The organism is Streptomyces sp. NBC_01197 (assembly GCF_036010505.1).
GTDB lineage: Bacteria > Actinomycetota > Actinomycetes > Streptomycetales > Streptomycetaceae > Streptomyces.
In genome coordinates this window covers 6,620,701-6,647,500 of the sequence record NZ_CP108569.1, presented here as the reverse complement: position 1 = coordinate 6,647,500, position 26,800 = coordinate 6,620,701, and the positions used below count along the sequence as shown (strand labels likewise).

Sequence of the window (26,800 nt, the reverse complement as noted above, 5' to 3'; positions counted from 1 at the left end):
GCCGACCCCCGACTTGAAGTCGCAGCGGGGCCAGGCAGGAGTACGACAGTACAGCTCGCCCAAGGGCGAGGCAAATCGCTTGCCTCGTACCCCGGTTCTGTCAACCCGCCGCTCCAGCGCGGAACCGGGACTTATTATGACTTACCCTGCTGAAACAGTACGCAGCCCTCTGAGAGGCCCCTATATGACCAGCGTGACATCCCCGCTCGCCGGACGCGCGATTGGACTGGCCGCGGTGCCGGACCCCGTCTTCTCCGGTGCGATGGTGGGCCCCGGCACTGCCATCGACCCTGTGCGCGAGCCGTCGGACGCGGTGTCACCCGTCGACGGCATCGTGGTCTCCCTGCATCCACATGCTTTCGTCGTCGTCGACGGAGAGGGGCACGGAGTGCTGACGCACCTCGGCATCGACACCGTTCAGCTCAACGGCGAGGGCTTCGAACTGCTCGTCAACAAGGGGGACACCGTGGCGCGCGGACAGGCCATGGTGCGCTGGGATCCGGTTGCGGTCGAGGCCGCCGGCAAGTCCCCCATCTGCCCGGTCGTCGCGCTGGAGGCCACTGCGGATTCCCTCTCGGACGTTTCGGAGAGCGGCCACGTCGCGGCCGGGGAGTCGCTCTTCAGCTGGCAGTGACATCGGCGCCGTACACAGAGGTGCATCGGTCCAACCACCCCGGCGCCGGAGTGCGCCGCGACAGACGGAGACGGGTGACATGCAGACAACGCTGCGAGGCGTCGGCGTGAGCCACGGTGTGGCCATCGGCGAGGTCAGGCACATGGGTACGGCCGTTCTCGAACCGCCTGCCAAGCAGATCCCGGCCGAGGACGCGGAACGCGAACAGGGTCGCGCCCGGCAGGCCGTGGAAGCCGTGGCCGCCGATCTGACCGCGCGGGGCAATCTGGCCGGCGGTGAGGCACAGCACGTGCTGGAGGCCCAGGCCATGATGGCCCAGGACCCTGAGCTCATCGCTGATGTCGACCGGCGTATCGCCGTGGGCAGTTCCGCCGAGCGCGGGGTGTACGACGCGTTCGCCTCGTACCGGGCGCTGCTGGCCGGTGCCGGTGAGTATCTCGCCGGCCGGGTCGCGGACCTGGACGACGTTCGGAACCGTATCGTCGCGCGGCTGCTGGGTGTGCCGATGCCGGGTGTGCCCGACAGCGACGAGCCGTATGTACTGATCGCCCGGGATCTCGCTCCCGCGGACACCGCGCTGCTCGACCCCGCGCTGGTGCTCGGTTTCGTGACCGAGGAGGGCGGGCCCACCAGCCACAGCGCGATCCTGGCCCGGGCGCTCGGTGTGCCGGCCGTCGTGGCCCTGCCCGGTGCCGGCGAACTGGCCGAGGGCACCGTCGTGGCCGTCGACGGCAGTACGGGGGAGATCTTCGTCCGGCCGAGCGACGAGAAGCGAGCCGAGCTGGTTTCCGCCGCCGCCGCCCGCAAGGCGGCGCTGTCCGCTACGACCGGTCCCGGGGCAACATCGGACGGCCACAAGGTGCCGCTGCTGGCCAATATCGGCGGGCCGGACGATGTCGCCGCTGCGCTGGAGGCAGGCGCGGAGGGCGTCGGACTCTTCCGTACCGAGTTCCTGTTCCTGGACGACTCCGCGAAGGCGCCGTCGGAGGCGAAGCAGGTCGAGGCGTACCGCTCGGTGCTTGAGGCGTTCCCGGAGAGCCGGGTTGTGGTGCGGGTGCTGGACGCCGGGGCGGACAAGCCGCTGGACTTCCTGACGCCGGCCGACGAGCCGAATCCCGCCCTCGGTGTACGGGGGCTGCGGTCGCTCCTCGACCACCCGGATGTGCTGCGCGCCCAGTTGACCGCGCTGGCCAGGGCAGTTGAGGGTCTGCCGGTGTATCTGGAGGTCATGGCACCGATGGTGGCGGACCGGGCCGACGCCAAGGCGTTCGCCGACGCCTGCCGACAGGCCGGGCTGCACGCGAAGTTCGGCGCGATGGTGGAGATCCCGTCCGCCGCGCTCCGGGCACGGTCCATCCTCCGTGAGGTGGAGTTCCTTTCGCTGGGCACCAACGACCTGGCGCAGTACACCTTCGCGGCAGACCGCCAGGTCGGTGCGGTGTCCCGGCTGCAGGATCCGTGGCAGCCCGCGCTGCTCGACCTGGTGTCGATGGCCGCCGAGGCCGCGAAGGCCGAGGCCAAGAGCTGTGGTGTCTGTGGTGAGGCCGCCTCCGATCCAACGCTCGCATGTGTACTGACCGGTCTCGGTGTGACCAGCCTTTCCATGGGTGCGGCCGCCATTCCGTATGTCCGTACGACGCTGGCGCAGCACACGCTCGCCCAGTGCGAGCGCGCGGCTGCCGCGGCGCGTGCCGCGGACTCGGCGGACGAAGCACGGCGGGCCGCTCAGGCGGTGCTGTCCGGCGAGTAGCCGCGCGTGGTTCCCGCGCCGGGTGGTGTCCGAGGGGCTTCCTGCCGTGTCGGGCGGGAGCCCCTCGGGCGTCGGTGACCCGTGGTCTCAGGGGTCAGTGGCCCCCTGGGTCAGTGGTGTGGGTCCTCCTCGGGGATCGCGTAGCCGGCGCAGTAGTCGACGCCCGGTTCCGGTGCCACCGGGTCGCCCGTGTCGGCGTCGGTGCAGTAGGCGCTGAACACCTCGCCCGCGGTGAGCGGTTGCAGTCGGCCGCGGTGGAGCCGCCAGCCGCGGACCTTGTCGTCCTGGCCCGGCACCGTCGTACGGATGACGATTCCGCCGGGGCTCTCCAAGGCCATACCGGCGGCGAGCACTGTCACGAAGGCCATGCCTTCCGCGCGGTCGAGCCGGGCCCGGGGGCCTTCGCCGCTCTCGGCGTGCAGGACGGCGAAGAGCGGTTCGGCCTCGGCGGGAATGCTGCAGACGAGATGGTGGACCCCTGGCCCCGCGCCGTCCAGCAGGCTCTTCAGTGCCCGGGAGGCCCGGTCGAAGGAGGTCGCGCCGATGTCCTGGCCGCAGTCGGCGCACTCCCCCGCCTCGGCCAGCACCAGCGTCGCGTACTCCAGAGTGGCCCGGCACACCGCGGCGTTGATGAGGAGCGGGACCAGCCGGTCGATGGGCTGCCCGGTGTACGGGACGGTCGCCCCGTCCGCCGCGATGCCCGCGGTGAAGCGCGTCCGGCTGTCCGCCGAGTCCGGGTCGAGTCCGGTCGCCGTGCAGAACTCCTCGTACTCCTCCGGGTCGAAGAGTGCGACCGTCGTGTGCACCTCCTCGGCGGTGAGGGCCCGCAGCAGGCCCTCGACCTGCTGGAGGTAGGCCGTGTGGTCGTCGAAGGTGAAGGTGCGGTAGCGCCGCATCACCGCGAAGTCCTGCTCGTCGGCCAGCAGGCCGACGGTGCTCGGTGCTTCGCGGCGCAGTGCGTGCCGCATGGATCCGGTCCGGTGTGTCTGCGCCATGACTCCCCCTGAGCGCGCTCGATCAGTGCTCACTCACAGTAACCGGGGGCACTGACAACGCCGTTGCGGACAGCCGGGACCGCACCAGGCGGCTCTGGGCCGCGCAGGTCGCCACGACGCCGGCGGCGAGCCCGAGCCATCCCGGCGGACCTGCGGCGATGACCGCCGTGACGAGCAGGGGGCCGCCGCTGCGCTGGGCGGAGGAGGCCAGACCGTGCACTCCGAGGTAGGCGCCCTGTGCCTCGCCGGCGGCGAGGGTGACCGAGAGTTCCCAGGAGGCCGTGGAGTGCAGCATCTCGGCGAAGGTCAGCGCGATCGCGGCGACGAGCAGTGCGGTGACGGCTGCCCAGGTGCCGCCGTGCGACGACGCGGTCATGGCGAGGCAGCCGACCGTGAAGGAGCCGGCGAGCGGTATCAGGAGGGTGCGGGCCGACTGCGGGGTGGAGGCGAACCGGCTGAGCGGTACCTGGCAGAAGACGACCATCACGCAGTTGAGGACCATCAGCAGGGGCGCCAGGCCGTGCGGGGCCGTGGTGGCGTGGACGATCCACAGCGGCATACCGACCTGTAGCACGGCGTCGTCGAGGAAGAGCATCGTCTCGGTCGCCGTGAAGAGCAGGAACGCGCGGTCGCGCCAGGGGTTGGGCGGCGGGGCCGCGGGGGCCGGTTCCTGTGAACCCGTGACGACCCTGGAGGGCGCCTGCGGTTCGGCGCAGCGGAGGGTGAGGGCCGCGACCACGGCGTACGACACGGCGTTGCCGATGAGCAGGCCGTAGTAGGCGTGGGTGGTCCCGATGCCGAGCGTGACGGCGGCGGCGAGGCCGCCGATGGCCCAGCCCGCGTTGGAGACCGTGCGCTGGACCGCCTGGTAGCGGATGCGGTCGGTTCCGCTCACCCGGGCCGAGTAGAGCCTGGTGAGGACGTTGGATCCGCGGTCGCCGAGGCTGCCGACGGCGGAGTAGATGAGCATCAGCGTGAAGTTGTGTGTGGTGAGCAGCGCGAGCAGGGCCAGTGCCTGCAGCACCTGGGCGGTCACCAGGACCCGGGTGAGGGGGAACCGGTCGGCGAGGTGGCCGGCCAGCGGTGCGCCCGCGATGCCTGCGACCCCCGAGACCCCCATGAGGATGCCGACCTGGGCGACGGAGAGGCCGGCGACGAGAGTGAAGTAGAGCGCGGCGGCGCCCATCCAGAGCCCGGTGCCCACTTTGTTGATGAGGGCGATCCAGAGCATCCGGCGGCCGTCCTGGCCCCCCGGGATCCGTTCGTACAGTGCTGCTCGACGCCGGCTCGGACTCACTGTTCCCCCTTGACCCAAAGTTACGTACTGATACATACTCATCTATGTGGCAACACAATATGCGATCAGTGGTACGACAGCCAGGGATATTTCCGCCTCGGTCGAACAGGGCGTCGCCGAGGGCGCGTTGGGCCCTGGGGACGCCCTGCCACCGGTGCGCAGGCTGGCCGAGGGGCTCGGTGTGAGCCCCGGCACGGTCGCCATGGCGTACCGGGAGCTGCGGCAGCGCGGCATCGTGGTCACGCGCGGCCGGGGCGGCACGGTGGTGGCGCGGACCCCGGCTGTGGGCTCGCGACGGCCGCCCAAGGTGCCGCCGGGGGTGCGTGACCTGGCCGGTGGGTATCCCGACCCGGCGCTCCTTCCCGTACTGCTGCCGCCCCGGCGGGTCGACCCGGTGCGGGGCTCGCACCGGGGTTCACCGCGGCTGCCCGCCCTGGAGGAGCCGGCTCGGGAGTGGTTCGCGCGGGACGGGGTGCCGCACGACCGGGTGACGTTCTCGCACGGGGCGCTCGACTGCATGGCGCGGCTGCTCTCGGTGGAGCTGAAACCGGGTGACACGGTCGCCGTGGAGGATCCGGGGTTTCACCATCTCCTCGATCTCGTACCGGCGTTGGGGCTGCGGATGGCTCCGGTCGCGGTGGACGACGAGGGGATCCGCCCGGACGCCCTGCGCGCCGCGCTGCGCGCCGGTGCGCGCGCCGTGGTGTGCAGTCCGCGGGGGCAGAGTCCGGTCGGCGGCTGCTTCTCCGCGGAGCGCCGGGCGGCGCTCCTCGATGTGCTGGCGGGGTCTCCCGATGTGCTGGTTATCGAGGACGACCACAACGCCGATGTCGCGGGCGCGGCGCCGTTCCCGCTGGCTTCGGGCGGTCTGGCCCGCTGGGCCCAGGTGCGGACCGTCTCCAAGCATCTGGGGATCGATCTGCGCTGGGCAGCGGTGGCGTGCGATGCGACGACGCTGGCTCGCCACGACGGCCGGATGCTGCTGACGTCCGGCTGGGTCAGCCATCTGCTGCAGGAGACGGTCGTGCGGGCGATGTCCGCTGAGCCGGTGCGCACACTGGTGGCGCGGGCCGGACGCACGTACACGGAGCGCAGGGAAGCTCTGATCGCACAACTCGGGGAGCTGGGGATCGCCGCGCACGGGGCGAGCGGGCTCAATGTCTGGGTGCCGGTGCGGGACGAGTCGGCGGTGGTCAACGGTATGCGGTCGCGCGGCTGGTGGATCGCGGCGGGTGCGCGGTTCCGTATCGCCGCTCCCCCGGCCGTACGGATCACGACGGCCACCCTCACCGGGCCCGACGCGGCCGCGCTGGCCTCGGACTTCGCGGAGGTGCTGGACGAGTCCGAGGCCACGTACGGGGGTTGAGGTCCGGGGGCGCGGTCGTCAGCCGCGGTCGCGGGCCAGCTTCTCGTAGAAGTGCAGCAGTTCGAGGTTGTCGACCGAGCCGGGGTTGACCGCCTTGTCGAGCGCCGCGCCCTGGAGCAGCCGTTTCACCGGGACCTCGATCCGCTTGCCGGTGAGGGTGTGCGGGACCCCGGGGACCTCGATGATCTCGTCGGGGACGTGGCGCGGCGAGAGCTGCTCGCGGATCGTCTGCTTGATGCGCAGCCGGAGGCCGTCGTCGAGCGGGGTGCCCGGGGCGAGGTGCACGAAGAGCGGCATCCAGTAGCCGCCGTCGGGCTCTTCGACCCCGATGACCAGTGACTCGCGGATCTCGGGGAGCCGCTCGACCGCTTCGTAGATGTCGGCGGATCCCATCCGGACGCCCTGCCGGTTGAGAGTGGAGTCCGAGCGTCCGTGGATGATCACGGAGCCGTGTCCGGTGATCGTGATCCAGTCGCCGTGCCGCCAGACTCCGGGGTACGTCTCGAAGTAACTGCTCAGGTAGCGGCTGCCGTCGGGGTCGTTCCAGAAGCGGATCGGCATGGACGGCATGGGGTTGGTGACGACGAGTTCCCCGACCTCGTCGATGAGCGGCCGGCCCTGCGGGTCCCAGGCCTGGAGGTCGGTCCCGAGGCCGGCCGCCTGGAGTTCGCCGATATGGACAGGGAGGGTGGGCACGGCGCCCGCGAAGCAGCTGCACACGTCCGTACCGCCGCTGACCGAGGCGATCCAGAGATCTTCTCCCGCCGCTTCGTGGAGCCAGCGGAATCCGTCGGGCGGGAGCGGGGAGCCGGTCGTCGCGACGCACTTGACGCGGGAGAGGTCGTGGTCGCGTGCGGGTTGGACGCCCGCCTTGCGGCAGGCCATGACGTAGGCGGCGGACGTGCCGAAGAGCGTTGCCCCGGTGGCTTCGGCGATGCGCCACTGCGCGTCGGTGCCGGGGAAGCCGGGGCTGCCGTCGTACAGGACGATCGTGGTGCCGGTGAGCAGGCCGGAGACGAGGAAGTTCCACATCATCCAGCCGGTGGAGGTGTACCAGAAGAAGCGGTCGCCAGGACCGAGGTCGCAGTGCAGGCCGAGCTGTTTGAGGTGCTCGATCAGGATGCCGCCCTGGGACTGCACGATGGCCTTGGGGAGTCCGGTCGTGCCCGAGGAGTAGAGCACCCAGAGCGGGTGGTCGAAGGGGACCTGCTCGAACACCGGCTCGGCGTCGCCGGATGTGACGGCGGACCAGTCGAGCGCGCCGTCCGGTGCCGGGGTGCCGAGCAGCGGGATATGGATCACGGCGCGCAGGGTGGGCAGTTCGGCGCGGAGTTCGGCGACGGTGTCGCGCCGGTCGTGGGACTTGCCGCCGTAGCGGTAGCCGTCGACGGCGAACAGGACGACCGGTTCGACCTGCTGGAAGCGGTCGAGGACGCTCCGGGCGCCGAAGTCGGGGGCGCAGGAGGTCCAGACCGCACCGACGGCGGCTGTGGCGAGCAGCGCGGTGACGGCCTGCGGGATGTTGGGCAGGTAGCCACTGACGCGGTCGCCGGGGCGTACGCCCAGTGCGCGCAGTTCGGCGGCGAGCGCTCCTACCTGGCGGCGCAGTTCGGACCAGCTGACGGGCTGCGGGTCCTGGCTCTCGTCGACGTACAGCAGGGCGGGTTCCTGCGCGCGGGCCGGGTCGGCGGCGGTCCGCAGGGCGTGTTCCGCGTAGTTGACGGTGGCTCCGGGGAACCACCGGGCGCCCGGCATGGAACGGTCGGCGAGCACGCTCTCGTACGGGGCTGTGAACCGGATGCCGAACCAGTCGGCGACCGCCTCCCAGAAAGTGGCGAGCTCCTCGACCGACCAGCGGTGCAGGGCCGCGTACCCGCCGTCGGTGGGTGCGCCGTACCGCTCGGCGGCCCACGCCTGGAAGCGGGTGATCCTGGCAGCGTCGATCCGTTCCTGGCTGGGCTGCCAGAGGGGCGCGGCGTTCGATGGGTTCATGGGGCGGCTCCCGGCTGTACGCGTGGTGTTGCGTGTGGGGCGGCGCACGTGCGAGGGGTGTGCGCGTGACACGGCTGGCAGCGACGATGCCATGTGATCGTCCCGCGCACCAGGGCGGGCCGGCCGACGTCGGCATGGTGAACATCTGGTCAAGGGCGAGGTGAACGACGGTTGAACGGCCCTCGCGTCCCGGGGCCGGGATGGCAGTGTGATCAGCATGGACGGTCGCGGCCTGGTCCGCTCGGTGAAGGCGTTCGGTTCGGCTCGGGGGCGGCTGGCCCTGCGCACGGCCCTGCGCAGACGGCATACGGACGCTGCGGAGCTCGCGCCGCGCGGCCCCGAGCTGGCGCGGGTGCCCGGTGCGGTGACGGGTGTGGAGCACCGGCCGGGCGGCGGTGTCGTCCGGTTCGCCCGCTCGGAGCTGCTGGTACGGGTCGCGGTGGGCGGCGCGGTCTTCTGGGGGTGGGACGGCGCGGAGCCGACTCCCTCGTACGCGCTGGCCGGCTCCCCGGACGCGGACCCCCGGGCCGTCCTCGAACCGGACAAGGACGGCGGGTGGCGGGTGGTCTCGGAGCGGGTGACCCTCACGGTGTCCCGGCTGGGGGCCGTCGAGATCCTGACGCCGGGCGGTGTGCGGATCCGCCGTGAGCTGCCGCCGCGCTGGTGGGAGCCGGTCTCCGGCGGTGCGGCGCGCTGGGTGCAGCGGGCCGAGGTCCCGGCCGACGCCCGCTTCTTCGGACTCGGCGGGCGGGCCTCGGGGCCCCGGCTGCGCGACGGCACGTACCACCTGTGGAACACCGATCCGCGCGGTGGCTTCGGACCCGGTGACGACCCGCTGTACATCACGATGCCGGTGCAGCTGGTGGTCGCGGACGCCGGGACCCATCTGGTCTTCCACGACAACACCCGGGAGGGCCGGGTGTTGCTGGCCGAGGGACGGGAGGGCGCGGGCTCCGGGCATGACAGGCCGGGCTCCAGCGAGGTGCGCATGGGCGGCGGTCCGCTGCGCTGCTGGGTGGTGGCCGGCACCCCGGCGCGGGTCCTGCTGGGCTGGACGGCGCTGACCGGGCGGCCCGCGCTCCCGCCGTCCTGGGCGCTGGGGCCGCAGCACGCGCGGTGGGGCTTCGGCAGTGCGCGGGAGGTTCGCAGGGTCGTCGCCGGATACCGGGAGCACGGGCTGCCCCTGACGGCGCTGCATCTGGACGTCGACCACTTCGACCGGCATCAGGTCTTCACCGTCGACGGCGAGCGGTTCCCCGATCTTCCGGGCCTCGCGGGAGAGCTGCGCAGGGACGGCGTACGGCTGGTCTCGATCGTCGATCCGGCGGTGCCGGCCGAACCGGGCAACCGCCTGTACGAGGAGGGGCTGGCCGCCGACGCCTTCGTCGGGGAGGCACGGGGCGGGGCGGCGCGCGGGGTTGTCCGGCCGGGTGAGTGCGTCTACCCCGATTTCACGTCGCCGCAGGTACGTGCCTGGTGGGGCGGCCTGTACGCGGAGCGGCTCGCGCAGGGCTTCGCCGGTTTCTGGCACGACATGAACGAGCCCGCCTCCATCGTCCCGTTCGGCGATCCGACGCTGCCGCTGTCGTCACGGCACGCCCTGGAGGGCCGTGGGGGCGACCACCGGGAGGCCCACAACGTCTACGGCCTGACGATGGCGCGGGCCGGTTACGAGGGGCTGCGGGCGCTGCGCCCCGATGAGCGCCCGTTTCTGTTCTCGCGCTCCGGGTGGGCGGGGATGCAGCGGTACGGCGGGACCTGGTCGGGCGATGTGACGACGGGCTGGCCGGGGCTGCGGGCCTCTCTGTCGCTGGTGCTGGGCCTCGGTCTGTGCGGCGTGCCGTACTCGGGCCCCGACGTGGGCGGTTTCGACGGCAGCCCCTCCCCCGAGCTGTATCTGCGCTGGCTCCAACTGGCGTCCTTCCTGCCGCTGTTGCGCACCCACTCGGCGATCCTGGCCGGGCGCAGGGAGCCGTGGGAGTTCGGCACGGAGACCCTGGAGCACGCGAGGGCGGCGCTGGTGGAACGGGAGCGGCTGCACCCGTACTTCGTGACGCTGGCGCACGTGTCCCGGCTGACCGGCGCCCCGTATGTGCGGCCGGTCTGGTGGAGTTCGCCCGGGGACCGGGCCCTGCGGGACTGCGAGGACGCCTTCCTGCTCGGCGACAGCCTGCTGGTGGCTCCGGTCCTCGACCCCGGCGGCGACCGACGGGCGGTGCGGCTGCCGCGGGGCCGGTGGTACGACACGGCGACCGGCGCGGCCCACGAGGGGCCGGGGCAGGTGGTGCTGGACGCGCCCCTGTCGCGCATACCGGTGCTGGCGCGGGCCGGTTCGGTGATTCCGGTCCGGGGTGACGACGGCGGTACCGAACTGGAGGTCTGGGCGCCGGGCGCCGGGCGTACCGGGGGCGGGGTGGTCATCCGGGACGCCGGTGACGGGTGGGAGGAACCGGAGGTCGAGCGCTACACCACAGCACTGCAGGACGGCCGGGTGGTGGTCCGGCGCGTGGTGGCCGAGGGGGCGGTGGAGCCGGGTTGCCAGGTGCGGGTGCGGGGGTCCGGAATCTAGGTCCGGGGGTCCGGAACGTAGGTCCGGGGGTTCGGAACGTAGGGGTGTCGCCGCGTTGTCGCAGCGTTCGCAGGGAGATTCGGCTCCGTCGGGCCCAGCCAGGGCCCCGGATTCAGCCGTACCGTCCGGCGAACCAGTTCCGGACAACCGCGGTGTGCAGCGGAAAGCAGAGGTCCGTGGGCTCCCGGAGGATGTGCCGGCCCGCCGTCTCGTCGGTGGGCACGGACGGCGGAAGGGCGGCCGCCTCGCGTTCCGGGAGCAGGCCGAAGAGCAGCAGATGGCCGCCCGGCGAACTGCGCGCGTCGGCCAGCCGTACGTCCTGCTGCCGGGCGAGGATGCCCGTCTCCTCCCGCAGCTCACGCACGACCGCGTGCTGCCACGTTTCGGTGCCGTCGATGAAGCCGCCGGGCAGGGCGATCCCGCCGGCCTGCGGCTCGTTGGTCCGGGTGATGACGACGAGTCCGGCGCCCTGCCCGTCCCGTACCGGTAGCAGCGCCACGGCGACGGGCAGCGGGTTGCGGTAGGCCGTGGTCCCGCAGGACGGGCAGGTGCGGGGCCATCCGGCGGCGGCGAACGGGGCGCCGCAGCTCGAACAGTGGGAATCCCTGACAGGCTCGTCCGAAGGTTGGTCGACAGGCTCGTTCATGGACGCGGACTGTAGCCGATCGCTCTTCCCCTCCGGGCCGTTCACCTGATAGATGGAATGCCCATGACACGACTGACCTCCGCCGCACGGTCCCTGGCCGTGGCCGCCGCCGCCCTGCTCACCCTCTCCTCCGTCACGCCCGCCGCCGGGGCCCAGCGGGAACCGCGGGCGCCCGGGGACTTCGTCGCTCTGCGCTCGGTGGACCCGACGATCATCCAGGAGATGCGCTACCCGTACGAGCACAACTTCACGGGCGCACCGGTCGACGGCTACGACCAGCCCCTGTGCATCCTCACCCGCCCCGCCGCGCAGGCCCTGCACCGCGCCCAGACGAAACTGCGCCGCCGGGGCTACTCGCTCAAGGTCTACGACTGCTACCGGCCCCAGCGGGCCGTCGACAACTTCGTGCGCTGGGCCGAGGACCCGGACGCGCTGGCGATGAAGGCGGAGTTTTATCCACGGGTCGACAAGTCGAGGCTCTTCGCGGACGGTTACATCGCGGAGAAGTCCGGCCACAGCCGGGGCAGCACCATGGATCTCACGCTGGTGAAGCTCCCGGCCCTGCCGACCCGTCCGTACCGTCACGGACAGCCACTGGCCCCCTGCTACGCACCGAAGGCGCAGCGCTTCCCGGACAACTCCATCGACATGGGGACCGGGTTCGACTGCTTCGACACTCTCGCGCACACCGACGACCCGCGGATCAAGGGCGTCCAGCGCACCAATCGCGACCTGCTGCGGACCACCCTCGGCGCCGTCGGCTTCGTCAACCTCCCCGAGGAGTGGTGGCACTTCACCTACCAGCCGGAGGTGTACCCCGACCGGTACTTCGACTTCCCGGTCGCGTGGCGCTCGGTGGCCGGGCACCGATGACATCGGAGGAGAAGCGGCTGCACGCTGCGGTCGCGTAGGCGCACCGCCCGGGCGCGGGGCGTTGCCTGCTACGTCAAGTCCCGGCAGGCCGGGGGCGTTCAGGCGCGGCCCATGCGGGTGCGGCACCTGGGTGCCAGGACCAGGTAGACCTCGGCCGACAGGAGCATGCCGACAGCCGCGACCACGAACGGGCTGTGCCACAGCCGCCAAGTGGCTCGCGGAGAACGGCTGACCCATGGCACACTGGCAATTCTGACGTACCGTCAGGTTACTGTCGGACGCTGACGCCGGGAGGGATTTTGACGCGCACGCGCACACCCGTGGTGGCCGGATGGTTCACGGCCGATGCCGGGGAGGACGACTTCCGGCTGCTGGGCACCCGGTGCTCAGCCTGTTCCGCCGTCTTCTTCCCGCGCGAGGACACCTTCTGCCGCAACCCCGGCTGTCAGAGCGGGGAGCTGGCGGAGGTGCCGCTCTCCAAGCGCGGCCGCGTCTGGTCGTACACCGACGGCCGGTACCGGCCGCCCGCGCCCTACGTCTCGGATCCCGCCGTGGAGTGGGAGCCGTACACCCTGGTCGCCGTCGAGCTCGAAGCGGAGGGCATGGTCGTGCTCGGGCAGGCCGCGCCGGACGTGGCACTCTCGGATCTGGCGGTCGGCGCCCTGGTCGAAGCCGTACCCGGCGTGCTCAACGAGGACACGGAGACAACCTGGACCACCTGGCACTGGCGGCCGGTGCCGACGCCGCCGGAGGCGCGCTCATGACCGGCGACATAGCGGTCCTCGGGGCCGGGATGCACGCGTGGGGCAAGTGGGGGCGGAGCTTCATCGAGTACGGGACGGCGGCGGCCCGTTCCGCGCTGGCGGACGCCGGGATCGGCTGGCAGGACGTGCAGTCGGTGGTCGGCGCTGACACAGTGCGCTGCGGCTATCCCGGGTACGTGGCGGGGGCGACCTTCGCGCGGGCACTGGGGTGGCAGGGAGCGCGTGTCACCAGCGTGTACGCGGCCTGCGCCTCCGGGGCGCAGGCCATCAGTACGGCCAGGGCCCAGATCCTCGCCGGGATGGCCGATGTGGCGCTGGTGGTCGGCGCGGACTCCGCACCGAAGGGGTTCTTCGCCCCCGCGGGCGGTGAGCGGCCCGACGACCCCGACTGGCTGCGGTTCCGGGTGCTGGGGGCCACCAACCCGGCGTACTTCGCGCTGTACGCCCGCCGCCGGATGGCCATGTACGGCGACACCCTCGAAGACTTCGCACGGGTGAAGGTGAAGAACGCGGCGGCGGGTGTGCTCAACCCCAGCGCCCGCTACCGCCAGCCGGTCGGCCTCGACGACGTGGCCGCTTCCCCGGTGATCGCCGACCCGCTGCGGCTGCTCGACATCTGTGCGACCTCCGACGGCGCGGCCGCTCTCGTACTCACCAGCATGGCGTTCGCGCGCCGGCACGGGGTGGCCGACCCAGTCCGTATCCGTGCGGTGTCCACCGTCACCCCGACCTATCCGAGGACCGTCCTCGACCTGCCGGACATCGCCACCGACTCGTCCACCGCCGTGGCGGCCCCCGCGGAGTCCTTCCGCGCCTCCATCGCGCGTGCGGCGTACGAGGAGGCGGGGGCCGGCCCCGAGGACCTCTCGCTGGCCGAGGTCTACGACCTGTCGACCGCCCTGGAACTGGAGTGGTACGAGGACATCGGGCTCTGCGCGCCGGGTGAGGGCGCGAAGCTCGTACGGGAGGGTGCCACCGCGCTCGGCGGGCGTGTGCCGGTCAACACCAGCGGCGGTCTGGCCTCGTTCGGTGAGGCGGTGCCCGCCCAGGCCATCGCGCAGGTCTGCGAAGTGACCTGGCAGCTGCGGGGCCGGGCCGGCGCGCGTCAGGTGCCGGGGGCGCGCGCGGCGATCACCGCCAACCAGGGACTGTTCGGGCACGGGTCGTCGGTGATCGCCGTCCGCTGAGCGGCCGTGGTCCCCAACCGGAGGCCCTAAGGGCTGTCCCGCAATTCCTGGTGGATCAGCGCGCGGCGTCAGATGCGGTGCATCGCAAGGCGGAGGGGCGTCCGCATACTGGATGTATGTGGACGTTCCGACAACGCGGCGAGGTGCCGTAGCTGTCGTCGCGCGCCCGCCGGGAATTGCGGGACAGCCCTTAGGTGACGGCGTGCGCGCGGGCTCCGGAGGCGAGGGCCATGGCGTGCTCCACGACGGCCACCAGGACCTCCTTCACCGTCTCCCGGTCCCGCGCGTCACACATCAGGACGGGCACATCGGGGTCGAGGTCGAGCGCCGACCGCACGGTCTCCCCGGGGTAACGGTCCGCACCGTCGAAGCAGTTGACCGCCACGGTGAACGGGATGGAGCGGCGCTCGAAGTAGTCGACGGCCGCGAAGCAGTCTGCTAAGCGGCGGGTATCGGCAAGGACGACCGCACCCAGCGCACCCTGCGCCAGCTCGTCCCAGAGGAACCAGAAGCGGTCCTGGCCCGGTGTGCCGAACAGATAGAGGACCAGGTCCTCCTTGAGCGTGATGCGGCCGAAGTCCATGGCGACAGTGGTGGTGGTCTTCTGTTCCACGCCGTCGGTGGAGTCCACCGGGCGGCCCGCCTCGCTCAGGGTCTCCTCGGTGCGCAGCGGCTTGATCTCGCTGACCGCACCCACCAGCGTGGTCTTTCCCACACCGAAGCCGCCCGCCACCAGGATCTTGAGGGTCACCGGTTCGACGAACTGCTGGTTGCGGCTAGAGCGCCCGAAGGCCATTGATTACCTCGCGAAGAATGCTGACATCCGGCAGTTCCGCCGGCGGTACTGGCTGGGTCACACGGACGAGTTCGTCGTCGACGAGGTCGCCGACAAGGACCCGCACCACCCCCACGGGCAGGTCGAAGTCGGCCGCGAGTTCGGCGATGGACTGCGGTGCGGTGCTGCAGCGCTCGACGATGTCCACATGCTCGGGCGAGAGTGTCTGGTCCCTGCCCGGGTCGTCGGCGGCCGGCTCCGGGACGACCAGTGCGATCAGGTCGAGACGGTGGCCGCCGTCGGAACCGGTACGGCCGCGTGTCATGGCGTACGGCCGGACCACGGGGCCCGCGTCGTCGTCGAACCAGTGGTGCGCCGGTGGTCGGCCCGCGTCACTCATGGTGTCCCCCTCAACCTCCTGCGGTGAGCCCGCTCCGCGGGGCCGTCGCGAGGTGGGCACCGACCCGCTTCACCATCAGCGTCATCTCGTACGCCACCAGGCCGACGTCGGAGTCCGCGTCGGCCAGCACGGCGAGGCAACTGCCGTCGCCCGCTGCCGTGATGAAGAGGAATGCCTCGTCCAGCTCCACGACGGTCTGGCGGACCTTGCCCGCCTCGAAGTGGCGTCCGACGCCCTTGGCCAGGCTGTGGAAACCGGATGCGACGGCTGCCAGGTGCTCGCCGTCCTCCCGGGTCAGGTCCTTCGAGGTGCCGGTCGCCAGGCCGTCTCCCGAGAGGACCAGCGCCTTGCGGATGCTGCCGACCCGGTCGACGAGCTCGTCGAGGAGCCAGTTGAGCTCACCGGGGCTCCCTGCGGCGTTATGTGCTGCTGCGTTCGGTACGGTCATCGACCGGTCCCCTCCGATGTGGTTCCTGGTGCTGTGCCGGCCGGTCCGGTGCCGACTGCGGCTGATTCTGCCGAGTCCTGTGCGGCGTTGTCGCGGCGGCCCCGCTGCCAGCCACGCTGGAGCGATGCCATCCGGCTGCGTACCTCGTCCGCGTCGCGTTCATCGTCGTCCGCCGTGGCCGGTTCGGCTGCGGGCACGCCTCTCAGCTGCGGGGCCAGATTCGCCTGGCGAACTCTGCGGGGCAGCCCGCCGGGGCCTGCCACCGGGGGGCCGGTGCGCGGTGGTCCGGGCTGCGAGGGGTCGGTCCTCGACGGTTCGGTCCGCCGGGGTACGCGCTGCGGGAGTCCGGCCCGCCGGGGTTCGATCCGCGACGGCTCGGCCCTCGGCGTATCGGTCGGCGGCGTATCGGTCGGCGGCGTATCGGTCCTCTGCGGTTTGCTCCGCGGCGGTTCCCTCCGCAACGGATCGGTCCGCGGTGGTGCCGGGATGTCGACCCTGCGCCCGTGGTCGGAGACGAGGGTCGGCTGTCCGGGTTTACGGCGCCGGGGCAGTCCGGCCGGACCGGCGGGACGTGTGGCGCTCTGCGGCGCCGCGCCTTCGTCGGGGGTCTGCTGGTGCTGGTCGGGTGCCGGGGCCACGGCGCGGTTGCGGAAGATCCCGCCCGGTGCGCTGTCCTCGTCGTCCAGATCCGCCGTGTCGTCGAACGTCAACGGGTCTACCGGCGGCTCCAGTTCGACGGGCCCGTCGATCACGGACACCGGGGTGCGCCCTGCGGTGGGCACCGGTGCGAGCCCGGAGCGCGGTCCCGGCCGGTGGACGGACCGCCGGTCGGAGCGGAATCCGGCGCCGTCGATACCGGACCCGGCGTCCGTGCCGTCGGTGTCCGGGGCATCACTGTCGGGGGCGTCGGTGAGCAGCGCCACCGGGATGAAGATGACGGCGGTGGTGCCGCCGTACGGTGAGGGCTGGAGCGAGACCCGCACATTCTGCCGCTGCGCGAGCCTGCTCACTACGAAGAGGCCGAGCCGGTCGGTGTCGGACAGCTCGAACTCGGGGGTCTCGGCGAGACGGAGATTGGCGTCGAGCAGCGCGTCGGGCGCGATACCGAGTCCGCGGTCGTGGATCTCCAGGGTGAAGCCGTTGGCGACTCGCTCGCCCAGCACCTGCACCGCTGTGTGCGGGGGCGAGAAGACCGTGGCGTTCTCCAGGAGTTCGGCGATGAGGTGCGTGAGGTCGGCGACGGCGGGGCCGCCGACCCCGATCCTCGGCAGCCGCCGTACCTCGACCCGCTCGTAGTCCTCGACCTCGGCGACCGCCGCTCGTACGACGTCCATCAGCTGGACCGGCTTGCGCCACTGCCGGGAGGGTGAGGCTCCGGAGAGGATCACCAGGCCCTCGGCGTGCCGTCGCATACGGGTGGTGAGGTGGTCGAGGCGGAACAGGTCGGCGAGTTCCTCGGTGTCCTCCGTACGGCGCTCCATGCTGTCCAGCAGCGTCAGCTGGCGGTGCAGCAGGACCTGGTTGCGGCGGGCGAGGTTGACGAAGACGTCGGAGACCCCGCGGCGCAGGTCCGCCTGGCGCACCGCTGCTTCGACGGCGGCCCGCTGGACGGTGTTGAGGGCCAGGCCGACCTGGCCGACCTCGTCCTTCGCGTACTCAAGGCGCGGCGCCTCGGTTTCGATGTCGACCTGCTCCCCGGCCGCGAGCCGGCGCATCACGGCGGGCAGCCGCACCCCGGAGACCTCGTGGGCCTCCTTGCGCAGTCTGCTGAGGTCGCGGATCAGTTCGCGGCCGATGCGCACGGACACCACCAGGGAGACCAGCAGTCCGCCGACGCCGAGCAGTGCCGCGATCCCGGCCTTGGCGAAGACGCCGACGGCCGCGGGCCTCACCCGGTTCTGGAAGTCCTTGCGGGCCTCGGTTCCCAGCGTGTCGAGATGGCTGAGCGTCCGGTCGGCGTCGGTGGTCCAGCGGGACGCGGAGCCCGTGATGGAGGAGCTGCCGGGGCTCTTGCCCAGCACGGTGGATTCGGCGGTGCGCACCGGGATGGTCGCGGGTCCGCTCCAGTACTCCCTGTACGCGTCGCCCGCCCGGCCCGGCAGCGAGGGGAGGCTGTCCGTGTAGTACACCTCGCGTGCGGTGACGAGGTCCGAGATGTCGCGCAGGTCACTGGAGTCGAGCCGTCCGGATGTGAGGGCGGAACCGAGGAGCGCGTCCTCACGCGAGAGGGACTCACGGGCCCGGCTGACGCCGACGAGGCCGCGCGCCTCCTTGTCGAGCCCTGAGTTCTGCAGGGTGGGCAGGTCGGCCAGGAAGTCGAGCGCCTGGTCGCAGAGCCGGTTGTACTGGTCGTACGCCTCGCGCCGGGTCACCTCGTGGTCGCCGGTGTTGTGCCGCAGCGAACCGAGTCCCGCGAACCCGTCGAGTACGTTGCGCAGTTGCCGTTCGGAGTGCGCGCCCATCGCGGAACGGGCGTCACTCCGCGCGGAGCTGCTGCGCAGCTGGGCCACGGCCGCGTCGGTGTCCGCGCGCTGGGTGCGCAGTTGGGACTGGGTGTCCGAGGCTCCCGGATCGACCAGCTGGCGCAGGGTCAGGGAGCGTTCCTCCTCCACCGACCCAAGGGCGACGACGAGCGGGTGCGCCACGCTCTTGTGGACAGTTCCGGTGCGCATCAGTTGCAGGGCGTCCCGGCCGGTGAGATAGACGGAGAACGTCCAGATCGCCGTCAACGCGACAAGTGGGACCAGCAACAGCGCCACGATCTTCCTGCGGATGGACTTCCCGCGAAAGCGCATGGCCTCCCCCAGCTCAACCCCGCCCGGCGGGGGTGGTGTTCCGTCAACAAACGGCGTGAGCCTACTACTGCCGCACAGGCAACTCGAAGAGACGTCCGGTCTATTTTCAGCCGACCGCAGAGGAGTTGATCACGCCATGTCCTGGTATCCCAGCAGATCGTCTTCCCTGTTCCGGTCAGAGAATCCTGGCAGGACGGCACTTTCCGCCCCTGCCCAGATGGCTGGAATTCAATGAATGGCGGGAATCTTTGAGGTCAGTTGTTCGTCCTTGCGTCCGAGGGGCGCACCACGGGCGGGGACGCTTGAACCGACCCAAGCCGGGCATCCGTTCTGGAGTCGGACAGCGCCGAGGCGTGAAGGTCGAGGGTGAAGAGAGCATGACCATCGAAGAGGGCGAGGCCCCCCTGCGGACGCTGTGGGTCGAGGAGCCGGTCGGACGGTACCGGCTGCCGGATCCGGTGCGCACAAGCGCGGTGCGTGCGGTGCTCATCGTGTCCGTGACGCTGATCCAGGCGGTGACGGCCTTCCTCTCCACCGTAACGGGCTCCTGGCTCGCCTTCCCGATGGTGCTGAGCAGTGTGGCCAGTACGGTCGTGGCGACCTGGGCGGTGCTGGACGTCTGGATCACCCGGCAGGTGTGGAACCAGCGCCATGGGGTGACATCCGCCCCCAGCAGCACCGCCCGCCGGCTCCGCAAGGAGCGGCGCACGGCCCGGCGTTCGGCACGGCGTTCGGCCCGTCGGCAGGAGGGGGACGCCGAACGGATACGTACCCGCTCCGGGCGGCTGTCGCCGCAGTCCTGAGCCGTCCCGGGCCCGTCAGGGCCGCCCGTGGGTCCCCGTCCGGCCCGCCTGGGACGTCTCGGACGGCTGCTGGGACGGCTGGGTGCTCTGTGCCCCCTGGGCCCGTTTGAACATCCGGGTCGCGGTGATCTCGCCGTGCACCTGCTCCCCGCCGGAGTCCTGCTGCGGAAGGCCCGGCCGCAGATGCTCCTCGACGCTGATGTACTTCAGCCCCGCCCGGAGGTCCGCGTCATTGCGCAACCTGATGACCAGCGGGAACTCGGCGAGCGCTGTGGTGTCGAACAGCCCCGTCGTATAGAGCAGCTGGACGCCGAGGGCGTCGGAGACCGCACGCTGGAGCTCCAGCAGATACGTGGCGTTCGCCCGGCCGATCGGGTTGTCGAGGAAGAGCGTGCCCGCGTGCCGGTGCCTGTCACGGCCCCGGTCGTTGCTGCGCAGGGCGGCCATCGTGCAGTAGAGGGCGATGGCCGCGGTGAGCAGCTGTCCGCCGGAGAAGACGTCTCCCATCTGCCCCACCGGGACCCGCTCGGCCCGCAGCACGGCGTCCGGCTTGAGGATCTCTACGGCCACGCCCCTGGGTTCGAGCGCCGCATGGACTGCCCGCAACAGCAGAGACATCCCGTCCCTGCGCAGATCGGAGTTCTTCTTCAGGGCCGCCCTGGTCGCCTCGTCGATGACCTCGCCGAGCCGTTCGGCGAGGGTGGCCTGGTCGGGCTCCTCGAAGCGGATCCGCAGGAACTCCTGGCCCGACCACTCCCCGAGCCCCTCTGGCAGCCGGGAGAGCCGCTGGGCGGAGCGCAGTGTGGTGAGCGCGGACTCCACCAGGCCACGCAGCCGGTCGACGATCGAGTCCCGGTTGCGCTCCAGTTGCTCCAGTTCATCGGTGAGCACCCGCAGCCGGGGCGCGAAGGCCGCCGCCCACTTCCCGGCGTGCTCGGGGAGCGCGGCGGCGGGCAGTTCACGGATCTGCTGCCGTGCCGGGGTGCGGACCTGCTCGTAACGGGTGGCGTTGGCATGGCGTACCAGGATGTCGCTCGCCTCCCGTACGGCCGACTCGGCCGCCGAAAGGTCGCCGGCGCAGGCGCGCAGTGAGCGGCGGGCCTCGGCGGCCGACTCGCGGGCCTCCTCCTGGCTGCCGGGGTACGGCTCTGGCGGCGTGGATTCGGCACTCTCGTCGTCCTGGTGCGGGTCACGGAGCAAATCCCGCAGCAGGGCTGCCGATTCGTCGAAACCGCCCGCCGCGTCCTCCGACGCCCGGTGGGCGCGCAGCAGTTCGGCATGGGCCTCTCGGGCGGTCTCCAACGCGTCGGTGCGGGCGCCCAGTTCGGCCGTGGCGGTGCGCAGCAGGGTCTGTGCGGCATCCGCGTCGGCCGGTGCCAGCCCGTCGGGCAGCTCGGTGTGGGCGTCCGCGCCGTCCTCGGGCGCGAGCCGCTCGGCCTCGCCGCGCAGCCGGCCGAGCTGTTCGCTGGCGGCCGACGCCCGTGTCTCCAGCATCTGTACGAGCGACTCCGCGCGGGCCGCGGCCGCCTGCCGGGACGGGCCGTCGGCGCCGTCGGTGGATTCGAGCAGCTGGGAGGCGCGGGTACGGACCTTGTTGGAGAGCCGGTCCAGCTCGGCGCGGGCCGCGCTCTCGTCGCTCTCGGCCCTGGCCTGCTCGGCCCGGAGGTCGGCTCCGACGCCGACCTTCTCGTACAGCTGGGATGCTGCCCGGTAGGCCTCCCGCAGGGCAGGAAGGGCGGAGCGCTGCGCGCCCGCGTCCGGTTCGGGCAGGTCCTCGGGCACTCCCGCGATCTCGGACCTCTCGGCCCGCAGCGCCCGGGCGGTGCGGCGCGCGTCGTCGGCGGCCCGCTGGGCGGCCCTGCGGTCCTCGTCGGCGGCCCTGGCACGCTCCAGGCAGGCCGCGGCCCGGGATTCCGACTGGGCCGCCTCGTCGCCCAGTTCGCGCAGGGTGACCTGCCAGCCCGCCCGTTCGCGGAGCCGGAAGGCGAGTCCGGAAAGCACGTCGGCCACTCGCCGGGCGCGCTGGGCGTTGTCCTGGCGTTCGTCGCGTACCCGGGCGGCGTCGGCGGCGGCCTCGTCGGCCTCGGCCCGGGCGGTACGGGCTTCCTCAAGTGCGGCGGTGGCGGCCCCGGCGGCGTCCTGCGCGCCGCTCGCGGCCGCTGCCAGTTCGGCGAGCGTCCCGGGCGGGCAGGCGGCCCGCCAGGAGCCGAGCCGGGCGGCGAGGGTCCGGTCGCCGCCCAGCCGGGCCGCGAGTGTGCGGATCTCCTCGTCGCGCCGGCCCGCACGGGAGCGCAGCGCCTGCCGCTCCTCGTCGGCGGCGTGCTCGTCGTGCATGGCCGGGTTCGGCGGTACGAGGAACACGTCGCCGTCCCCGGTACCGGACGGGCCGGGACCCGGTACCGGTGCGAGCAGCGCGGAAGCGGTGCCGACGGCGACCGCGGAGCGCGGCAGCAGGGCGGCCCCGCCCAGTACGGACCGGGCCCGGCCGTGCGCGGCCGGATCGGTGATCACCACACCGTCGACCAGCTCGGGGCGGGCGGCCAGCACCGCCGCGTGGTCGGCGGGGTCCACCGCCTGGGCGAGATAGCGCCAGCCGGGCAGTGCGGGGATGCCGTGCTCGCCGAGGAATTCCACGGTGGCCAGCACATCGGGTCCCGGCGGCAGCAGCCCGCCGTCGCCCAGTGCGCCGAGGATGCGGGCGTCGTCCGCCGCGGCGGTGCGCAGCTCGAAGAGCTGCCGTTCGGCCGATGCGACGCCCCCGTCGAGCAGTTCCCGGAGTTCTTCCACGTTGCGGTCCAGTTCGGCTGCGGTGAGCCGGCCGCGCGTGAGGGAGCGCGCGTGGCTCTCCGGCTCGCGGTCGCCGGCGGCTCCGGAGCACCCTGACTCCGCGTCGTCGGCCGGGCCTGCGGTGGCCGTGCCCCGGGGCCGGGCCGTAGCCGGGGGCACCGTGCCGTTACGGGGCTGAGGCAGCCCGACAGCCTTACCGGGTACCGGGGTTGACCCCGCTGAGGAGGGTGCGGGCAGGCCGAGCAGGTCGGCCAGCCGGGGCTCAGCCGCGATGGATTCGGCGATGTGCAGCTCCGCCTCGTACACGTGCTCGGCGGCCCGCGCCGCATCCGCGGCCCGGGCGGCGGCGAGGTCGGCCCGGCTCTCCCGGGAGGCTGCTTCCCTGGCCTCGTCCGCCGTGGCCCGCGCCTGCTCGCGGGCGGTTTCCCAGGCGGCGACCGCTGACTTCTCCGCGTCACCGGCCGCCAGAGCGGCGCGCGCCGGATCCGCGTCGGGCGCGGTGTCGTCCAGCCAGCCCGCGCGAACGGCCTCGGAGGTCTCCTGGGCGACTTCGGTGAGGCGCTGGCGCAGGTGCCCGGCCTCGCTGCGGGCGCGCTGCGCCTCGGTCGCCGCGGCGGTGGCGTCGCGGTGGGCCGCCTCGCCCGCCGTCTGGAGCACGGCCGCGCGCTCCTCCTCCTCGTTGGCGAGCTGCTCGCCGCTCTCGGCCGCCGCGTGAAGCGCGCGGACCAGGTCGGCCGCCGCGGTGGCCCGGGCGGCCAGGGCCGGGGCGGCGTCCCGTTCGGCCTCCCGGATGGCCACGGCGACCCGGGCGGACCGGTCGGCCGCCGCGCGGTGCCTCAGTACCGCCTCGGCCGCCTGCCACGCCGAGTGGAACGTCCGCGCGTCGGCCAGCTCCCTGCGCTGGGCCGCTGCGGCCTTCTCGGCGACGGTGAGCGCCAACGAGGCGTGCCGGTAGGCCAGTTCCGCGGCGATCAGCGCGCTGCGGCCACGGGCCTCCTCGGCTTGTGTGACCGTGTGGGCGGCGGAGGTGACCTGCTGGGCGAGGTCGGACGCGCGGCCCCGCTCTTCGGCGGCGCGGGCGGAGAGTCGGCGGGCGAGGGTGCGGGTACGGCGCTCGGCGCCCGCGTGGACGTCCCTGGACCGCGAGCGCGCCGCCGCGGCGTCGACGATGCGCCCGAGCAGATCGACCGAGCCCGCGGTGAAGTCGCGCTCCGCGGTGAGTTCGGCGCGGCGCCCGAGCTTGCTGCCGAAACTGCCGACGAGGTCGGCCAGGCCGTCCGTGTCGCGGGTGTCGGTGACGGCCCGCAGCAGCAGATCGGTGAAGTCGGAGTCCTTCTTGACCGCGAAGAGACCGGCCGCCTCGCCCTCGTCAGCGTTCATCTCGCGCTGGTAGCGGAAGAGTTCGGGGTCGAGGCCCAGATCGCCCAGGTGTTCGTTCCAGCGGTCGTGGATCTCCTCCCAGTGGACGTCCAGATGGGGATAGAACTTGCCGGCCTCGGTGATCGCGTCCCGGAAGCCCTTCATGGTCCGGCGCCTGCCCCGCGCCCCGGAGACGCCCTCCGCCGGCGGCCGTACGGTGGTGGCTTCGGCGACCGGAAGGGAGTCGAGGCTCAGCCCGGGGCCCGGCCTGAACGAGTACCAGGCCTCGGCGAACTTCCGCGGGTCGTTGGAGACCTGCCGGCCGCGCCACTCGCTGGCCTTGCCGACCACGACGAGCTCACCGGTGAGGGTGTGCTGCCACTCCAGGGCCACATGGCCGCAGTCGTCGGCGAGCAGGAACTTGCGCAGGACACCGGAGCTGGCGCCGCCGAGCGTGTTGCGGTGGCCCGGCAGCATCACCGAGAAGATCAGCTTCAGCAGGACCGACTTTCCCCCGCCGTTCTCCAGGAAGAGGACACCAGCGGGCGCGGGGCGGCGCGGCGGGCCGACCGGTTCCTCCTCGAAGAACTCCGCCTGGGCCGGGGCCGGGCTGGGCACGGGGGCGCCCACTCCCCGCAGGTCGAGCACGGTGTCGGCGTAGCGCGCACCGGCAGGCCCGATCGAGTAGAGGCGGACCCGGGACAGCTCGTACATGGCGGCGGACTCTCGTCGTTGTGGTGCGGGATCTGACTCAGGTACTGGTCAGGAAGGGGCTGGTCAGGAGTGGAAGGGGAGTCCTGCGTCGGCGGTCAGTTCGAGGTCGTCCGTCCCGGAGGGCGGCAGCAGTGTGGCCGTGCCGTCGGTCACCGGTACGACCCCCAGGTCGAGCAGCTCGGCCATGGCGGCGCTGCCCGCCATGTCGCGGACCTGGAGCTGGTAGCGGGCGGTGGTGCGGTACGCGCCTCCGGCGTCGTCGCCGGTGCGCTGCAGGAACCCCGAATCCGTGAGGAACACAACGGTCTTGGCGACGATCCCGGTGGTGGAGCCGGCCAGGCGCCTGGCGTCCTTGGTTGCTCCGGTGGAGCTGCGCCTCGCGTAGATCCGCCAGGCGGCTTCGAGCCCGGGGGTGTCGGTGGCCGGGTCGCTGTTCTCGCCCTGTTCGTCGGCCCGCTCCTCAAGCCGGCGGCAGGCCTGGCGGACGAAGGCGTCGACGCCGTTGACCGTGATCCGGCCGATGTACCCGTCGTCGGCGAGGTCTTCGGGGCGCGGGAAGGACATGGCGGCGACAGCGAGATGGGCCAGCCCGTGCAGGAAGCGGTCGGCCGAGTCGGCGGCGGCGCGGCGCGCGTAGTCACCCATACGTACGGCGAAGACGGAGTCCTCCCCTGCGGCCACGGCCATGCCGGCCCGGGTCGAGACCTCCAGGACGACCAGGCCGAGTCCGGTGGCGACAGCGTCGGCGAGCCGGGCGAAGGCGGGCGCCTCGCGGTAGCGGCGGAGCAGCTCCGCGTACTCGGCGTCACGGGCGGGCAGCAGCTTCGGCTGGAGTCCGAAGGCGACGAGACGCGCCGCGTCGGCGGCGTCGGCCGGGGTCACCGCCGGGCCGGCCGGCGGCACGGCGGTGCCGGCCTGGTCGGGCTCGCTCCACGCGGTGTGCTCGGCGTGGGTCTCGCTCACAGCTGCTGCTCCTCGGTCGGTGTCGTTCTGTGCTGCGCTCCGGGTCGTGGCTGCGCCCCGCCTCCTGGCCGCCGGGCTTCCGGCCTCCCGGACTTCCCGGCCCGGGCGCCCGGGGTGTACGGGGCGTCCTGCCGGAGGTTCATGCGGACTCCGTACGGCCCGCGGCCATTCCGACGGTGTCCAGGAGGGCCGTCCCCACTATCAGATCCGCACCGCCGAACTCGGAGTCGTCCAGATCGGTGCCGTCGTCCACGGCGAAGAGCAGGCGTTCCTCACCCTGCCGGTACGCGGTGCCGACCGGCGGGCTGGCCGCGTGGATGGCCAGCAGGGCGACCAGATAGGGCAGTTCCGGATCGCGCAGCCGGGCTTCGGCCAGCAGACCGGAGAGCCGGCGCGGGGCGTCGTGCTCCAGGTCGAGCAACTCCATCGCGGCTGCCAGCTGGCCCTCACTGAACCGGCTGTCGTCCGGTGTCGCGATGAGGTCGGGCTCGGGCATCTCGGCGCCCAGGTGCTCCCGCTCGGCCGGTGGCGTCAGCAGGATGTCGACCAGGTCCCCGACCCGTACCGACACGGGGGTACGGAGTCCGGTGCCCCGTGCGAAGAACGCGTCGGTGACCCGGATGGCCTGCTCCAGCGGCAGTGGCAGTACGGGGGCGACCAGCTGTCCGTACAGATCCAGTCCGGAACTCGCCGCCGGCGGGGCGAAGGCCTGCCGGTCCTGCTCGGCGCGGAAAAGAGGCCCCGCCTCCAGCAGCCGGGACTGGAGCTGGGTGTGGCGGCGGATGCAGTCCTTGACGATGTCGACGAGCTCGGCGGCGCGCCGCTTGTGCTCGGGCTCCTCCGTCTCGTCCCTGGCCTTGCGGATGTTGGTGAGGATCGCGTTCTCATGGCGGTAGCGGTCGGCCACGTGGTCCAGGGCTTCGTCGATCATGTCGGGCACGGTCCTGAGCCAGTCGACCGCGCGGACGTTGCGCCGGGTCGCCTCCAGCGTCCTGCGCAACGTCTCGGCGTACTGCACGGTCCGGTACCGGGCCTGCTCCGCGGCGAGCTGGGCGTCGGCGAGCCTGCCCCGGCTGATCAGCACCTCCAGCTTCACCTCGGCGGCGATCTGCGCGCTGGTGACATCCGTGTCGAGGGCGCCCACCAGGACGTTGACCGCTTCGTCGGTGGTGCGCAGATAGACGGTGCCGCCGTGACCCGGCACTTCCTCGACCAGCTTGAAGTCGTAGTCACGGCGGACGTACTCACCGTCGGGACCGAACGTGCCGTAGACCGCGCGGAACCCACGGTCCACGCTGCCGACATTGATCAGGTTCTCCAGCACCCAGCGGGCCACCCGCTCGTGCTCGTCCGCCGGGCGGCGCGGGGCCTGGGCCGCGACGCGCGGCAGCAGCCTCGCCACTATCTGGTCGTGGTCGGCCCCAGTGTCGAAGTCCATGTTGAGCGTGACCAGGTCGATCGCGGCGAGCGCCACCTCGGCCATCGCGTAGACCGTGTACTCGCCGGCCAGATTGGCCTTGCGCACATCGAGGTCGTGCAGCGGGGCGGTGCACGCGAGTGCGCGCAGCCGCCGCGCCAGCCCTTCGTCGGCGGCCGGGCCCGGTGCGGGGCGCGGCCCCGCGCTGAGCTGGGGCGGAACGAATTCCGTCGGGGCAGGCGAAGTCACGCTGCACAGATTAGGTC

At 72.4% G+C, this 26,800-nt stretch carries 19 protein-coding genes; 8 read left to right on the top strand and 11 right to left on the bottom strand.

The window, feature by feature from the left end:
• Positions 1-184: 184 nt before the first annotated feature.
• Together OG452_RS30560 and ptsP are read left to right on the top strand one after the other, a co-directional pair.
• Positions 185-634: a PTS sugar transporter subunit IIA gene (locus tag OG452_RS30560; protein ID WP_327298778.1), complete on the top strand. Its 450-nt coding sequence runs from the start codon at positions 185-187 to the stop codon at positions 632-634.
• A 79-nt stretch (positions 635-713) separates the two neighbouring features.
• Complete coding sequence (ptsP, locus tag OG452_RS30555) at positions 714-2,384, top strand: phosphoenolpyruvate--protein phosphotransferase (RefSeq protein ID WP_327298777.1); 1,671 nt, start codon at positions 714-716, stop codon at positions 2,382-2,384.
• A 110-nt stretch (positions 2,385-2,494) separates the two neighbouring features.
• Here ptsP and OG452_RS30550 read toward each other — a convergent pair whose 3' ends face one another.
• Positions 2,495-3,379 carry a hypothetical protein gene (locus tag OG452_RS30550; protein ID WP_327298776.1) on the bottom strand — a complete coding sequence of 295 codons (885 nt, stop codon included), beginning with the start codon at positions 3,377-3,379 and terminating at the stop codon, positions 2,495-2,497.
• Positions 3,380-3,401: 22 nt separating this feature from the next.
• Positions 3,402-4,610: an MFS transporter gene (locus tag OG452_RS30545; RefSeq protein WP_327298775.1), complete on the bottom strand. Its 1,209-nt coding sequence runs from the start codon at positions 4,608-4,610 to the stop codon at positions 3,402-3,404.
• A gap of 112 nt (positions 4,611-4,722) precedes the next feature.
• On the opposite strand from OG452_RS30545, the gene OG452_RS30540 reads away from it, so the two are divergent.
• The gene (locus OG452_RS30540; protein WP_327298774.1) at positions 4,723-6,042 is read left to right on the top strand and encodes an aminotransferase class I/II-fold pyridoxal phosphate-dependent enzyme; all 1,320 of its coding nucleotides are present in this window, start codon (positions 4,723-4,725) and stop codon (positions 6,040-6,042) included.
• An 18-nt stretch (positions 6,043-6,060) separates the two neighbouring features.
• Here the strand turns inward: OG452_RS30540 and OG452_RS30535 are convergent, their stop codons facing one another.
• Complete coding sequence (locus tag OG452_RS30535; protein ID WP_327298773.1) at positions 6,061-8,034, bottom strand: acetoacetate--CoA ligase; 1,974 nt, start codon at positions 8,032-8,034, stop codon at positions 6,061-6,063.
• Between the two features lie 217 nt (positions 8,035-8,251).
• On the opposite strand from OG452_RS30535, the gene OG452_RS30530 reads away from it, so the two are divergent.
• Complete coding sequence (locus OG452_RS30530; protein WP_327298772.1) at positions 8,252-10,603, top strand: glycoside hydrolase family 31 protein; 2,352 nt, start codon at positions 8,252-8,254, stop codon at positions 10,601-10,603.
• 112 nt (positions 10,604-10,715) lie between these two features.
• Here the strand turns inward: OG452_RS30530 and OG452_RS30525 are convergent, their stop codons facing one another.
• A complete protein-coding gene (locus tag OG452_RS30525) occupies positions 10,716-11,249 on the bottom strand; it encodes an NUDIX domain-containing protein (protein ID WP_327298771.1) in 534 nt (177 codons plus the stop codon).
• A gap of 63 nt (positions 11,250-11,312) precedes the next feature.
• Between OG452_RS30525 and OG452_RS30520 the strand changes: the two genes are divergently transcribed.
• The 3 genes from OG452_RS30520 to OG452_RS30510 all read left to right on the top strand — a co-directional run bounded on the left by OG452_RS30520 (position 11,313) and on the right by OG452_RS30510 (position 14,073).
• Positions 11,313-12,122 (top strand): M15 family metallopeptidase, encoded by an 810-nt coding sequence (locus OG452_RS30520; protein ID WP_327298770.1) that lies wholly within the window; start codon positions 11,313-11,315, stop codon positions 12,120-12,122.
• Between the two features lie 299 nt (positions 12,123-12,421).
• A complete protein-coding gene (locus OG452_RS30515) occupies positions 12,422-12,886 on the top strand; it encodes a Zn-ribbon domain-containing OB-fold protein (RefSeq protein ID WP_327298769.1) in 465 nt (154 codons plus the stop codon).
• A complete protein-coding gene (locus tag OG452_RS30510; protein ID WP_327298768.1) occupies positions 12,883-14,073 on the top strand; it encodes a lipid-transfer protein in 1,191 nt (396 codons plus the stop codon). The genes OG452_RS30515 and OG452_RS30510 overlap by 4 nt, the downstream gene beginning before the upstream one ends.
• Positions 14,074-14,263: 190 nt before the next feature.
• On the opposite strand, the gene OG452_RS30505 is transcribed toward OG452_RS30510, so the two are convergent.
• From OG452_RS30505 to OG452_RS30490, 4 genes are read right to left on the bottom strand one after another with little or no spacing between them, the layout of a single operon-like run.
• Positions 14,264-14,869: a GTP-binding protein gene (locus OG452_RS30505; RefSeq protein ID WP_327298767.1), complete on the bottom strand. Its 606-nt coding sequence runs from the start codon at positions 14,867-14,869 to the stop codon at positions 14,264-14,266.
• Entirely contained in the window at positions 14,850-15,248 is a 399-nt protein-coding gene (locus tag OG452_RS30500) for a DUF742 domain-containing protein (RefSeq protein WP_327298766.1), read from the bottom strand. Before OG452_RS30500 ends, OG452_RS30505 begins: the two co-directional genes overlap by 20 nt.
• 10 nt (positions 15,249-15,258) lie before the next feature.
• Positions 15,259-15,696, bottom strand: a complete 438-nt coding sequence (locus OG452_RS30495) for a roadblock/LC7 domain-containing protein (RefSeq protein WP_327298765.1) — start codon at positions 15,694-15,696, stop codon at positions 15,259-15,261.
• On the bottom strand, positions 15,693-18,491 hold the full coding sequence (locus OG452_RS30490; protein ID WP_327298764.1) for a nitrate- and nitrite sensing domain-containing protein: 2,799 nt from the start codon (positions 18,489-18,491) through the stop codon (positions 15,693-15,695). Before OG452_RS30490 ends, OG452_RS30495 begins: the two co-directional genes overlap by 4 nt.
• 377 nt (positions 18,492-18,868) lie before the next feature.
• Between OG452_RS30490 and OG452_RS30485 the strand changes: the two genes are divergently transcribed.
• Positions 18,869-19,294, top strand: a complete 426-nt coding sequence (locus OG452_RS30485; RefSeq protein WP_327298763.1) for a hypothetical protein — start codon at positions 18,869-18,871, stop codon at positions 19,292-19,294.
• 15 nt (positions 19,295-19,309) lie between these two features.
• Here OG452_RS30485 and OG452_RS30480 read toward each other — a convergent pair whose 3' ends face one another.
• The 3 genes from OG452_RS30480 to OG452_RS30470 all read right to left on the bottom strand — a co-directional run bounded on the left by OG452_RS30480 (position 19,310) and on the right by OG452_RS30470 (position 26,783).
• Positions 19,310-24,154, bottom strand: coding sequence for a hypothetical protein (locus OG452_RS30480; RefSeq protein WP_327298762.1), 4,845 nt, complete (start codon positions 24,152-24,154; stop codon positions 19,310-19,312).
• Between the two features lie 63 nt (positions 24,155-24,217).
• Positions 24,218-25,117, bottom strand: a complete 900-nt coding sequence (locus OG452_RS30475; RefSeq protein WP_327298761.1) for a hypothetical protein — start codon at positions 25,115-25,117, stop codon at positions 24,218-24,220.
• A gap of 139 nt (positions 25,118-25,256) precedes the next feature.
• A complete protein-coding gene (locus OG452_RS30470; RefSeq protein WP_327298760.1) occupies positions 25,257-26,783 on the bottom strand; it encodes a hypothetical protein in 1,527 nt (508 codons plus the stop codon).
• Between the last annotated feature and the right edge of the window lie 17 nt (positions 26,784-26,800).